This is a genomic window from Microbacterium sp. Cr-K32 (assembly GCF_000708345.1).
In the GTDB taxonomy this organism is placed as follows: domain Bacteria; phylum Actinomycetota; class Actinomycetes; order Actinomycetales; family Microbacteriaceae; genus Microbacterium; species Microbacterium maritypicum_A.
Genome location: NZ_JARD01000028.1, coordinates 411,941 through 424,863, shown reverse-complemented (window position 1 = coordinate 424,863; position 12,923 = coordinate 411,941). Strand labels below are relative to the sequence as shown.

Here is a 12,923-nt window from a genome sequence, read left to right as displayed (position 1 = left end):
GCCCCCCAACGCCTGCTGAACACCACCCGCCGAACATCGCCCGCCCGAGCAGTGTCGCTCGAACCACCCGACAGGACTCCCGATGACCGCACCGTCCGATCTCGCCGACCGACTCGGCCTCCCGCCCGGCGCACGGGCGATCATCCTCAATGCGGACGACTTCGGCATGTGCCACGCGGCGAACACCGCGATCATGGATCTGCTCACATCCGGGAGCATCGACTCGTCGACCGTGATGGTCCCGTGCTCGTGGTCGCCGGAGGCCCTCGCCTTCGCCGCATCCCGCACCGATCTCGATATCGGCGTGCATCTCGTGCTCACCAGCGAATGGGCGCGCTACCGGTGGCGCCCGCTCACCGGCACCGCCACGACCCTTGTCGATGATGCGGGCTTCTTCCCGACCGATGTACTCTCCGTCGAGCGGAACGCCGCCGCCGACGACGTCGCTGCCGAACTCGCCGCTCAGGTGCAGGCCGCGCTCGATGCCGGCGTCGATGTGACGCATCTCGACAATCACATGGGTTCGGTCTACGGACTCGTGACCGGACGCGGCTTCCTCCAGCCGGTGTTCGAGCTCGCTGCACGCCACGGCCTCCCGTTCCGGCTGCCCCGCAGCATGGACGGCGTGGGCGAGGACTCCGCGCTCCAGTCTCAACTCGATGCCGCGGCAGCGGCCGCCGATGTTTCCGGCGTCGAGATCATCGACCGGCTCTGGTCGCACCCGTTCGAGCTGCTGCGTGAAGGCACGCCGGACGAGGAGACGTACGCGCAGATGCGTGACGGCTTCATCGCGCTGTTGCGCGCGGTGCCGGCAGGGGTCACGGAGATCTACCTCCATCCGATGGTCGACGACGATGAGCTCCGCGCCGCCGTGGACTTCAGCGCGACGAAGCGCGGATATGAGCTTCGTCTGCTGAAGGACCCCGCGGTCCGGCAGGCCATCGACGATGAGGGGCTCGTGCGCATCGGCTGGCGCGACCTGCGCGACCTGCAGCGGGGACGCGACCTGCAGCGGGGAGAGGTGCGGTGACCTCCCTGGGCGATCGGGTGCGCGACCGACGCCTCGACGCGGCCCCGAGCAGGTCGCAGGCGATCGCCTTCGGAGCCTCGGGCTTCCCGACGCAGCTGATGGCGCAGACGTTCTCGGCCTTCGTCGTGTACTTCTACGTCTCGCACCTCGCCGTACCGGCCACGTGGGTGGCGGTCGCGATGATCGCTCACGGCATCCTGAACGCCGTGCTCAACCCCGTCGTCGGCACGATCTCCGACCGACTGCGCACTCCGTGGGGCCGGCGCATCCCGTGGATCGGCCTGGGCATCGTGCCGCTGGTCGTCGCATTCGCGCTGGTCTGGATGCCGCCGGAGCTCCCCGTCGCCGGCCTCATCACCTGGTTCCTGGTCGTCGTGGCGGTGTACGACATCGCGTTCGTCGTGGTGGTGCTGAACATCTCGGCACTGTTCCCCGAGATGTTCCGCACCACGGAGGAACGCGCCCGCGGCAACGTGCCGCGACAGATCTTCGCGATCTTCGGCATGGTCCTGGGCACCGCGGGCGCCCCTGCGCTGTACAGCGCGATCGGGTGGCCAGGAATGGCCTTGGTTCTCGGCGCCGTCTGCCTGGTGCTGCTCGTCTGGTCGTTCTTCGGCGGGATGATCGAGCGCCGGCTTCCGGATGCGGAGTCGACGGCATCGTCGGAAGCGATGCGCTGGGCAGACCAGCTGAAGTACACGTTCCGCAACCGGGCGTTCGTTCCGTATGTGCTCGGTTCGCTGTTCGTGCAGACCTCGATCGCGGTGATCCTCGCCGCGATCCCCTTCTACGTGCGCTACTCCCTGCATGCGCCGGAGGGGCAGGGCAGCCTGCTGCTCGGTGCCATCTTCGCCACCGCGATCCCGTCGATCATGCTGTGGAGCGCGGTCGTCCGCCGCACCTCCCCCCGCACCGCTGTGCTGTGGAGCGTCGCGGTGTTCGGGGTGTCCGTGCTCGGCTACCTCGCGCCGTCGAACGTGATCGGCGCGGCGCTGGTCGGGATCGCGGTCGGCGTGGGGGTCGGGGGCCTGCTGCAGTTGCTCGAGGTCATGCTCGCGCAGATCATCGACGACGATGCCGTGCGCACCGGTCACCGTCGCGAAGGCGCCTACTTCGGGGTGAACGGGTTCGTGGTGCGCGGCTCGGTGGTGCTGCAGGCGATCGTCGCTGCCGTGGTGCTCACGGCCTCCGGCTTCGACGCCGCCCTCGGTGACACGCAGCCCGACAGCGTCGACGGCGGCATCCGGCTGATGCTCGCAGTGATCCCGCTCGGGTTCACCGCCCTCGCCTGGCTCTGCTTCTGGGCGTACCCGATCCGCTCCCGCGACCTCTGACCGTCAGGGGCGAGCGGCCTGCCGCGCTTCCCACCCCGTGCGCACCATCTCGTCGACCGAGTACCGCATGGTCCAGTCGAGGTCGCGGGCTGCGAGCTCACCGGTCGCGACGATGCGGTCGGGGTCACCGGGGCGGCGCGGGCCGATCTCGGGTGTGAAGTCGATGCCGGTCACGCGGGCGACGGCATCCATGATCTGCTTCACACTCAGTCCGTCACCGGAGCCGAGGTTGTAGGCGGCTTCGATCGGACGTCCGTCGGACAGACGCTGCGCGGCCGCGACGTGGGCGGCCGCGATGTCGCCGACGTGCACGTAGTCGCGCACGTTCGTCCCGTCTTCCGTGGCGTAGTCGTCGCCGTTGATGCGGGGCGTCTTCCCGGCCAGCAGCGCCTCGAACACGATCGGGAAGAGGTTGTGCGGGCTGACGTCGTAGACCGTCGGATCGGCGGAGCCCACCACGTTGAAGTACCGCAGAGAGGTGTGTCGCAGGGGCCGCTCGGATTCCGCCGTCGCGATCGCCTGGTCGCGCAGCAACCATTCGCCGATGAGCTTCGACTCGCCGTAGGGACTGGCCGGCTTCTTGGCGGTGTCTTCCACGACGAGGGCCACATCGGGCGTGCCGAACACGGCGGCGGAGGAGGAGAAGACGATGTTCGAGACTCCCGCGGCCTCCATGGCCTCGAGGATCACCCGCGTGCCCTCGACGTTCTGCGCGTAGGTGTGCAGGGGGCGGTGCATCGAGACGCCGGCGTACTTGAAGCCCGCGACGTGGATCACGCCCTCGGAACCGTGGTCGCGCAGCGTCTTCTCGACCAGCTCACGGTCCAGGATGCTGCCCCGCACGAATGTCACGCCCTCGGGCACGAAGGACTCGACGCCGCTGGACAGGTCATCGAGCACGACCGGGGTGAGCCCGGCATCCGCGAGAGCGCGGACGACGTGGGCGCCGATGTAGCCGGCGCCTCCGGTGACTATCCAGGACATTGCATTCCTCTCCTGCCGCGGAGTCGTCGCGGCCCGATGGATCATTCTGTCAGGCGTCGCGGCGGGGGCCGGCCGACGGGGTGACCGTGAACAGGAGGGGCGGCGCGAACCGGGACTTCGCGAAGTCGGCGTTCACGGCATCCGACACCGATGCGACGGCAGCCTGCTCGACGAGGGCGATCGCGGCACCTCCGAACCCACCGCCGGTCATCCGTGCACCGAGGGCGCCGGCGCTCAGAGCGGTGTCGACAGCGGTGTCCAGTTCGGGGGTCGAGATCTCGAAGTCGTCGCGCATCGATGCGTGCGAGGCGACCAGGAGGTCGCCGATCGCTCGGACGCCCTGCTCGCGCAACACCCGCACGGTGTCGAGGACCCGCTGGTTCTCGGTCACGATGTGACGCACGCGCCGGAAGGTGACCTCGTCCATCAGCTTCTGAGCGCGCGGCAGGTCGTCGATCGAGATGTCGCGCAGCGCAGGCACTCCCATGATCGAGGCGCCGAGTTCGCACGAGGCCCGGCGTTCGCGGTAGCCGCCGGTGGAGTGGGCGTGCTTCACACGGGTGTCGATCACGAGGACCGCGAGGCCTGCCTCGGCGACGCCGAGAGGCACGAGCCGGGTCTCCAGTGTGCGGCAGTCGAGGAAGATCGCGGTGTCGGGCCGGCCGAGCATCGACGCCATCTGGTCCATGATCCCTGTGGGGGCGCCGACGGCTTCGTTCTCGGCCCGTCGTCCGATGCGGGCGAGGGCCGTTCCGTCGAACCCGGTGCCCCACAGGTCGTTCAAGGCGGAGGATGTCGCCCCCTCGATCGCGGCCGAGGACGAGAGCCCGGCGCCCACGGGCACGTCGGAGGCGATGGCGATGTCCATCCCGCCGAACGGTCCGCGCTCGGCGGCCGCCTGACCGAGCGCCCAGGCGACCCCGAGCGGGTAGGCGGCCCACTCCGGGACGGCCGGATGCGAGCCGGGTGCAGTGGGGAAGAGCCGGTCGAGCTCGTCGAGGGCGACCTCGACCGGTTCTTCGGCGAATGTGGAGCCGACCAGGACGCGACCGCGGTCGTCATCGCGCCGACCGACCGCGGCCACCGTGCGCTGCGGGATGGCGAACGGCAGCACGAACCCGTCGTTGTAGTCGGTGTGCTCGCCGATGAGGTTCACGCGCCCGGGCGCCGACCAGACTCCGTCGGGTTCACGCCCGGTCAGGCGGGTGAAGAGGGCGAGGGCATCGTCGTGTGCGGCGGTCATGCAGAATCTCCGGTGTCGGGCTGGTCGTGCGAGGCGCGCTCGATCGCTTCGCGGAGGCGTGCGGCACCGACTTCCGGAGGCACTTCGGCGGCCCAGGCCCACATCGCCGCTTCCGAGCCGGCGAGGAATTTCAGCTTGTCGGCGGCACGGCGCGGGCTCGTGAGTTGAAGGTGCAGGCGCACGGTGTCGCGCCCGACGTGCACGGGGGCCTGGTGCCACGCGGCGATGTAGGGCGTCGGGGAGTCGTAGAGGGCATCGACGCCGCGCAGCAGCCGCAGGTAGAGCGGGGCGAGCTCGTCACGCTCGGCTTCAGTGGTCTCGGCGAAGTCGGGCACATGGCGGTGCGGCATCAGGTGCACCTCGAGTGGCCAGCGTGCGGCGAACGGCACGAAGGCGGTCCAGTGCTCGCCGCGGAACACCACGCGCTCGGACGCCTGCTCGGACTCGAGGATGTGCTGGAACAGGTCGGGGGCGGTGCGGCCGATCGCCTCCAGCACGCGGGTGGTGCGCGGGGTCACATACGGGTAGGCGTAGATCTGCCCGTGCGGGTGCGGCAGGGTCACGCCGATCGCCTCGCCCCGGTTCTCGAACGGGAAGATCTGCTCGATGCCGGGCAGCTGCGAGAGTGCGGCGGTGCGGTCGGCCCATGCCTCGATCACGGTACGCGCCCGGGTGACGGTCTGTGTACCGAAGGATCCGGCATGCTCGGGGCTGAAGCAGACGACCTCGCAGCGGCCGACGGCGGTGCGCGTGCGGCCGAGGCCGAGGGCCGCGAGGTCGTCGAGCCCGCGAGGAGCGTTCGACGCCCGGGGTGCGGCGCCCGTCGCTGCGGCCAGGGCGGGTCCGAACGCGGGCGAGCGGTTCTCGAACACGGCGACGTCGTACCGCGAGGGCACCTCGGAGGGGTTTCCGGGTGTCTGCGGGGCCAGCGGGTCGGCGTCGGCGCCGGGCATCATCACGCGGTTCTGTCGGTTCGCGGCGACCGTGATCCAGTCGCCGGTGAGCACGTCGAGACGCATCGTCGCGGTCTCCGGGCGGGGGTCGAGGGCGCGCGCGTCGACGGCTCGGTCGGCGCCCAGCGCGGTGCCGGGATCGTCGTAGTAGATGAGGTCGCGGCCGTCGGCGAGGGTGGTGGCGCGTCTGACGACGCCGGCGCCGAGAGTCTCGGTGCGCAACTCAGGAAGATCGTCCGTGTTCACGTCAACATGGTACGCACAGCGCCGTGGTAACGTCAACATGACGGAGTTGCGCGCACGCCTCTGAGGCAGATCGCACGCCTCTGAGATAGAAGGCGGGGCCGGCGCGACGTCGTAGCGGATGGAGGATGAGGTGGGGCAGAGCAGACGCGACCGCGTCGACGGATCGGGGTCGAATCGTCGGAATCCCCCGTCCGGACGGGTGTCCATGGCCATGGTCGCTGCCCGTGCCGGTGTCTCGGGACAGACTGTCTCGCGGGTCGTCAACGGCAGCCCCCGCGTCGACCCCGACACCCGTGCCCGCGTCGAGCACGCGATGGCGGAGCTCGGTTATCGCCCCCACCGCGCGGCCCGAGCTCTGCGCACCGGGCGCTCGCAGACGATCGGACTCGTCGTCACCACCCTCGCCACCGTCGGCAACTCCCGGATGTTGCAGGCCACGGCCGAAGCTGCGGCGGAACGGGGGTACGCGGTGACCCTCGTGACCGCCACCCGCGGCGTCGCTGACGCGTTCGATCGGCTCGCGGAGCAGGAGGTCGACGGTGCGATCGTCCTGAACGAGGCATCGGCCCTGGTCTCCGACGCGCAGCGGCCTGCCGGGCTGCACCTCGTGGTCGTCGACGCCCCGAGCGAGGACGGGTTCACGTCGGTGCACAGCGATCACGCGGGCGGCGCCGCCGCAGCCACACGCCGGCTTCTCGCCCTCGGGGGAGACGGGGTGCATCATCTCGCCGGTCCAGCCGACTCCTTCGCGGCGGCCGAGAGAGAACGCGGATGGCGGGAGACGCTCGTCTCCGCCGGCGTCCGTCCGCCCGCCGTCGTCCGCGGTGACTGGAGCGCTGACTCGGGGTACGCCGCCGGCGCGGAACTGCGCACGGCATCCGCCGTCTTCTGCGCCAACGATCAGATGGCGCTCGGGCTGCTGCGGGCGCTGTCCGACTACGGCCGTCGGGTGCCGGAAGACGTCGGCGTGATCGGTTTCGATGATGTGCCGGACGCCGCGAACTACCGCCCGCCGCTGACCACGATCCGGCAGGACTTCGCCGCGCTCGCCCAGCGTGCGGTGTCAGCGCTGGTGGACGCGATCGAAGGCGCTGCGCCCGCAGAGGGATCCGGAGTCATCCCGACGGCACTCGTCGAGCGCGCCACTACCGCGTCGCGCTGATTCCCGTGCGGGCCGGCCGCCCCGCGCAGCGAACCGGTCGGCGGCCCTGCGCGTCGAATCGGTCGGCCGTCCTGTGCGTCGAATCGTACGACGCGGCTGCCGCGCACGCTGCAGCGTCCGCCGTGCGCAATCGTCTGCCTCCCGGCGGGCCGATCGTGGGATCCCCACCCATGGTTGCGATCGTCGCTCATCTCATGCCATGATCTCGGAAAGCGCTTTCCCACTGCCTCGGTGAAAGCACGACAGCGTCCCGCGACAGGAACGGAACACCATGGCACAGGCGAACACCCGCGAGATCGGGATCATCATGAACGGCGTCTCCGGACGCATGGGGTACCGGCAGCACCTGGTGCGCTCGATCCTCGCGATCCGTGACGAGGGCGGTATCGAGCTCCCCGACGGTTCGAAGATCACGGTGAAGCCGATCCTCGTCGGCCGCAGCGAGGCCAAGCTCGCCGAACTCGCCGCGAAGCACGGGATCGACGACTGGACGACCGACCTCGACGCTGCCCTCGCCGACCCGCGGTGGGAGATCTACGCGGACTTCCTGGTGACCAAGGCCCGGGCCACGGCTATCCGCAAGGCCATCGCGGCCGGAAAGGCGATCTACACCGAGAAGCCCACCGCCGAATCGCTCGACGAGGCGCTCGACCTCGCCCGCCTCGCCGACCGGGCGGGAGTGAAGACCGGCGTCGTGCATGACAAGCTCTACCTCCCCGGACTTCAGAAGCTCAAGCGTCTGATCGACTCCGGCTTCTTCGGGCGCATCCTCTCGGTGCGTGGCGAGTTCGGTTACTGGGTCTTCGAGGGCGACTGGCAGCCCGCGCAGCGCCCGAGCTGGAACTACCGCACGGAAGACGGCGGAGGGATCATCACCGACATGTTCCCGCACTGGAACTACGTGCTCGAGAACCTGTTCGGCGAGGTCGAGAGCGTCTACGCGCAGGCGGCGGTGCACATCGCCGACCGTTGGGATGAGAAGGGCGAGCATTACACCGCGACCGCTGAGGACGCGGCCTACGGCATCTTCGAGCTCGAGGGGGGCGTGATCGCGGAGATCAACTCCTCGTGGACCGTGCGGGTGAACCGGGACGAGCTCGTCGAGTTCCAGGTCGACGGCACGCATGGCTCCGCCGTCGTCGGACTGTTCGGGGCGAAGATCCAGCCGCGTGATGCCACGCCGAAGCCGGTGTGGAACCCGGATCTGGAAGACACCCGCGACTACGACGCCGACTGGCAGAACGTACCCACCAACGACGTGTTCCTCAACGGGTTCCGCCAGCAATGGCAGGAGTACCTGGTCTCGTACGTCGAAGGCACCGACTACCCGTTCGACCTGCTCGCGGGCGCGCGCGGCGTGCAGTTCGCCGAGGCCGGTCTGACCTCCAGCGCCGAGGGTCGCAAGATCGCCCTGTCGCAGCTGACGCTGGACTGAGGTGAGCATGAGCACCCTGCGCCTCCTCCGCGCGAACGGCGATGTCGCTGACGTCGCCCTCAATGACTCCGGCACCTACACGCGCCCGACCGGCCCGCTGCAGAGCCGCGTCGCGTATGCCGCCGCACACGTCGTGCCGAAGGTGCACGCCGACAACACTCCCGGGCAGCCGGCCGACATCGACTGGGACGCCACGCTCGCGTTCCGCCGCAACGTGTACTCGTGGGGTCTCGGCGTCGCCGATGCCATGGACACCGCGCAGCGGAACATGGGGTTGGACGCCGCTGCCACCCGCGAGCTGATCGCCCGCAGCGCCGAGGTCGCCCGTGAGGAGGGCGGATCCGTCGTGGTGGGTGTCAACACCGACCACATCGCCGAACCGCACATCTCGCTCGACCAGCTCACCTCCGCCTACCTCGAGCAACTGCACTTCACCGAGGAGCAGGGCGCCGGCCCCGTGCTCATGGCCTCCCGTCACCTGGCCCGTGCCGCGACGGACGCGGACGACTACCGGCGTGTGTATCGAGAGGTCCTCTCGCGTGCGACCACTCCGGTCGTGCTGCATTGGCTCGGTGCGGCGTTCGATCCCGAGCTCGCGGGCTACTTCGGCGCGGACGACTGGCAGGCGGCGTCGGACGTGCTCCTGGAGATCATCGCCGAGAATCCGGACAAGGTGGCGGGAGTCAAGATGAGCCTGTTGAACGCCGAGTCCGAGGTCTCGGTACGCGATCGTCTCCCCGAGGGCGTCCGGATGTTCACGGGCGACGACTTCAACTACGTGAGCCTGATCGGAGGTGCCGCGGCGGGCTCGTCGACTGCACGCGATCTCGCCGAGCAGACGGCTCCCTCGCGTGAACAGGGCGTGCACTCGGCGACAGGTCGTGCACTCGGGGAAGACACGGGGGACGCAGCGGGCGTGCGCACGCACTCCGACGCCCTGCTCGGCGCCTTCGCTGCGATCACCCCGGTCGCGTCGGCGGCGATCCAGGCACTCGACGCCGGCGACCCGGAACGGTATCGGCGCATCCTCGGACCGACCGAGGAACTGAGCAGGCAGGTCTTCGCGACTCCCACGTTCTACTACAAGACGGGCGTCGCCTTCCTTTCGTGGATGAACGGCCATCAGCCCGGTTTTCAGATGGTGGGCGGGCTGCACTCCGCGCGCAGCCTGCCGCACCTGAGCCGGATCATCGAGCTCGCCAACGCCTCCCTGGCGCTGGAGCAGCCCGACCTCGCCCGCGAGCGGTGGCACGGCATGCTGCGTCTGAACGGCGTGGACGCATGAGCCTCCCCTCCCCGGCCCAGGCCCAGGCGCCGGCCCCGGACCCGCGCCTGTCGATCAATCAGGCGACCATCAAGCATGCCGACCTCGCGACGGCCCTGCGGGTCACGACGGCCGCGGGTGTGGAGGCGATCGGACTGTGGCGTGAGCCGGTGAACGACGTCGGCCTCGACGTCGCGGCCCGCATGCTCGGCGCCTCGGGCCTGCGCTTCTCGACGCACTGCCGTGGTGGGTTCTTCACGCTGCCGGACGGGGCGGAGCGGGCGGCGGCGCTGGACGACAACCGCCGGGCGATCGAGGAGACCGCGACGCTGGCCGCGGCCGGTGCCGAGGGCTCGACCGCTGTGCTCGTCCTGGTCGTGGGCGGCCTGCCCGCGGGATCGCGCGACCTGATCGGGGCTCGGCAGCGCGTGCGCGATGCGATCGGTGTGCTGGCTCCCGAGGCGAAGGCGGCCGGTGTGACGCTCGCGATCGAACCGCTGCACCCGATGTACGCGTCCGATCGCGCCGTCGTCTCGACGCTCGGCCAGGCGCTCGACATCGCCGGGGACTTCGATCCGGAGGTGGTCGGCGCCGCCGTCGACACCTTCCACATCTGGTGGGACCCGCAGGTGCTCGAGCAGATCGCGAGGGCCGGTCGTGAAGGACGCATCGCCACGTACCAGGTGTGCGACTGGAAGACGCCTCTCGCATCCGACGTGCTGCTCTCACGGCACTACACCGGCGAGGGCGTGATCGATTTCGGCACCCTCACCCGCGCGGTGGTCGCGACCGGGTACGACCGCGACATCGAGGTCGAGATCTTCAACGCCGAGATCTGGGCCGATGATCCCGAGAGCGTGGTGCGCCGCACCGCCGAGACGTTCGCCGCCGCGGTCTCTCCGCATCTCGCGTGAAGGTGTTCGGACACCGGTCTCTTACCGCCTCTCAGGAGGATGCACGGATGCACGGAGAAGACCGCGGATCCGGGCCGACAGCCGTGCAGCCACCCGACGTCCGTGCCGGCGGGCGCACGTGTCGGGAAGTAGGATCTGGGTCATGACCAAGCCCGCAACGTCCGCGGAGCGGCCGTCGCCGACGCGGTCTCCGCGCCACGCCCGGGGGCCGGCGCCCACACTGCACGACGTCGCCCGAGAAGCCGGGGTCTCCCTGGCGACAGCTTCCCGGGTGCTCAACGGTTCCGAGCGCCGAGTCGCCGAGTCGTTCCGGGAACGCGTCGAATCAGCGGCGGAGAAGCTCGGATACACCGCGAACGTCTCGGCCCAGTCGATCGCCCGCGGCACATCACCGGTCATCGCCCTCCTCGTCGCCGATATCGCCGACCCCTACTTCGGGTTGATCGCGTCGGGTGTTGCCCGCGGCGCCGACGAGGAGGGCCTGGTCGTGACGATCGCGATCACCGAGCGCGACCAGGCGCGTGAGGCACGGATCGTGCGTGCGCTTCGCGGGCAGCGGCCGCGAGGTCTGATCCTCGCCGCCTCGCGCACACAGGAGCCCACGGAGACCGAGACCGCGCAGGAACTCGCGGAGTTCGTGCGCCTGGGCGGCCGGGTCGTGGCGTTCGGGCCGGACGGCGAGGGCGAGCGTCGAATCGAGATCGACAACCGCTCCGGGGCGGAGGCGCTCGGCCGACGGATGGCCGAGCTCGGGTACCGTTCGGCGATCGCGCTCGGGGCGGCGGCCGGAGTCCGGACCTCGGATGATCGTCTGGCCGGCTTCCACGCCGGGTTCGAGGCGGCAGGCGGTGCGGTCGAGAGCGTGCGACGGGGTGACTTCCGCCGGGAGTCGGGGGCGGCCCAGATGAGAGAAGGTCTCGTCGACGGCATCGAACCCGGCACCCTGATCTTCGCGATCAGTGACGTGGTGGCCCTCGGTGCGATGTCCGCGATCCGTGAATCCGGGCGCGAGGTCGGCAGCGACATCGCGGTCTGCGGGTTCGACGACGTGCCGGCGAGCAGCGATGCCACCCCGCGGTTGACGACCGTGCGCGTGCCGTTGAGCGAGGTCGGATATCAGGCTTTCCGCGCGACGGTCGATGCGGAATGGGAGCAGGCGCCCCTGCCGCTCGAGATCATCGTGCGCGACAGCACCCCGGGGATCACCGGGTGACGCGGGTCGTGCTGGCCCCGGACAGCTTCAAGGGCACGATCACGGCGGCGGATGCCGCGACGGCCCTCGCCGACGGCTGGGCGACGGTCGATCCCACCGCCGAGTTCGTGCACCGGCCGATGGCGGACGGCGGCGAGGGCACGGTGGCTGCGTTCGAGGCGGCGGTGCCCGGCGCCGTGCGGATGCCGATCACGGTCGACGGACCGGCCGGCGAGAAGATCGACACCTCCTGGTTGCTGCTCCCGCCGACGCGCGATGCCCCGGCGGGCACGGCCGTGATCGATCTCGGGTCGACCTCCGGGATCGAGTTGCTGCGCGAGCTGCGTCCGTGGGATGCCGACACGACCGGTCTGGGGCAAGCACTGGCCGCGGCTCTCGACCATGGCGTCTCGCGACTCGTCGTCGGCATCGGCTCCAGCGCCTCCACCGACGGTGGCACCGGGATGCTCTCGGCGCTCGGTGCGCTGTTCCTCGATGCCGCTGGGGCTCCGGTTCCCCGCGGTGCGCGTGGGGTCGCCTCCGTCGCATCGGCGGATCTGACCGCCCTGCGCCCGGCACCCGAGGTGCGCGTGCTCACCGACGTCACCAATCCGCTCACCGGTCCGCGCGGTGCCGCCGCGGTGTTCGGCCCGCAGAAGGGCCTGCGATCGCCGGACGACATCGCTCTCGTCGACGACGGGCTTCGTCGTCTGGCCGTGCTGCTCGGCGTCGATCCCGCGGGCGAGGGCAACGGTGCGGCCGGCGGCACGGGCGCTGCGCTCGTGGCCTGGGGAGGCGCGCTCGCTCCCGGCGCCGCCGAGGTGGCCGACCTCATCGGCCTCGACGCCGCGATTTCCGGCGCCGACGTGGTCATCACGGGGGAGGGTTCGTACGATGGGCAGTCGGGTGACGGCAAGGTCCCTTCGTTCCTCGCCGGACTCGCCGCCGTCGCGGGGACCGACGCGATGCTCGCGGCCGGTCGGATCGCCCCGGACGCCGACACCGCGCTGTTCGCGGCCACCGCCTCCCTCACCGATCTGGCCGGATCGTCGGAGGCTGCGCGCACCGAACCCGTGCGCTGGCTGCGCGCCGCAGGTGCCGACCTGGCACGGGCCGCGCAGGATCGAGCGCGCAGGAGCGTGCGGGGCTGAGCCGAGAAGCGTCCC

General features: G+C 70.4%; 11 protein-coding genes. 8 read left to right on the top strand and 3 right to left on the bottom strand.

Annotated features, from left to right (window positions below; all coding sequences use genetic code 11):
• Positions 1-82: 82 nt before the first annotated feature.
• A complete protein-coding gene (locus GZ64_RS0116490) occupies positions 83-1,030 on the top strand; it encodes a polysaccharide deacetylase family protein (RefSeq protein ID WP_029267708.1) in 948 nt (315 codons plus the stop codon).
• The gene (locus GZ64_RS0116485) at positions 1,027-2,364 is read left to right on the top strand and encodes an MFS transporter (RefSeq protein WP_029267706.1); all 1,338 of its coding nucleotides are present in this window, start codon (positions 1,027-1,029) and stop codon (positions 2,362-2,364) included. Before GZ64_RS0116490 ends, GZ64_RS0116485 begins: the two co-directional genes overlap by 4 nt.
• 3 nt (positions 2,365-2,367) lie before the next feature.
• Here the strand turns inward: GZ64_RS0116485 and galE are convergent, their stop codons facing one another.
• Genes galE through galT form a run of 3 tightly spaced genes read right to left on the bottom strand, consistent with a single transcriptional unit; the run spans position 2,368 to position 5,790 of the window.
• Positions 2,368-3,348 carry a UDP-glucose 4-epimerase GalE gene (gene galE, locus GZ64_RS0116480; protein ID WP_029267704.1) on the bottom strand — a complete coding sequence of 327 codons (981 nt, stop codon included), beginning with the start codon at positions 3,346-3,348 and terminating at the stop codon, positions 2,368-2,370.
• A gap of 49 nt (positions 3,349-3,397) precedes the next feature.
• The gene (gene galK / locus GZ64_RS0116475; protein ID WP_029267702.1) at positions 3,398-4,591 is read right to left on the bottom strand and encodes a galactokinase; all 1,194 of its coding nucleotides are present in this window, start codon (positions 4,589-4,591) and stop codon (positions 3,398-3,400) included.
• A complete protein-coding gene (gene galT / locus GZ64_RS0116470; protein ID WP_029259866.1) occupies positions 4,588-5,790 on the bottom strand; it encodes a galactose-1-phosphate uridylyltransferase in 1,203 nt (400 codons plus the stop codon). The genes galK and galT overlap by 4 nt, the downstream gene beginning before the upstream one ends.
• A 205-nt stretch (positions 5,791-5,995) precedes the next feature.
• On the opposite strand from galT, the gene GZ64_RS0116465 reads away from it, so the two are divergent.
• From GZ64_RS0116465 to GZ64_RS0116440, 6 genes are all read left to right on the top strand, one after another.
• A complete protein-coding gene (locus tag GZ64_RS0116465; RefSeq protein ID WP_029267700.1) occupies positions 5,996-6,952 on the top strand; it encodes a LacI family DNA-binding transcriptional regulator in 957 nt (318 codons plus the stop codon).
• Positions 6,953-7,223: 271 nt separating this feature from the next.
• Positions 7,224-8,387, top strand: a complete 1,164-nt coding sequence (locus tag GZ64_RS0116460) for a Gfo/Idh/MocA family protein (RefSeq protein ID WP_029259868.1) — start codon at positions 7,224-7,226, stop codon at positions 8,385-8,387.
• 7 nt (positions 8,388-8,394) lie between these two features.
• On the top strand, positions 8,395-9,672 hold the full coding sequence (locus GZ64_RS0116455; RefSeq protein ID WP_029267698.1) for a dihydrodipicolinate synthase family protein: 1,278 nt from the start codon (positions 8,395-8,397) through the stop codon (positions 9,670-9,672).
• Positions 9,669-10,565 carry a sugar phosphate isomerase/epimerase family protein gene (locus GZ64_RS0116450; protein WP_051668139.1) on the top strand — a complete coding sequence of 299 codons (897 nt, stop codon included), beginning with the start codon at positions 9,669-9,671 and terminating at the stop codon, positions 10,563-10,565. Before GZ64_RS0116455 ends, GZ64_RS0116450 begins: the two co-directional genes overlap by 4 nt.
• A gap of 142 nt (positions 10,566-10,707) precedes the next feature.
• Positions 10,708-11,778, top strand: a complete 1,071-nt coding sequence (locus tag GZ64_RS0116445) for a LacI family DNA-binding transcriptional regulator (RefSeq protein WP_081859783.1) — start codon at positions 10,708-10,710, stop codon at positions 11,776-11,778.
• A complete protein-coding gene (locus GZ64_RS0116440) occupies positions 11,775-12,908 on the top strand; it encodes a glycerate kinase (protein ID WP_051668137.1) in 1,134 nt (377 codons plus the stop codon). The genes GZ64_RS0116445 and GZ64_RS0116440 overlap by 4 nt, the downstream gene beginning before the upstream one ends.
• Positions 12,909-12,923 lie beyond the last annotated feature (15 nt).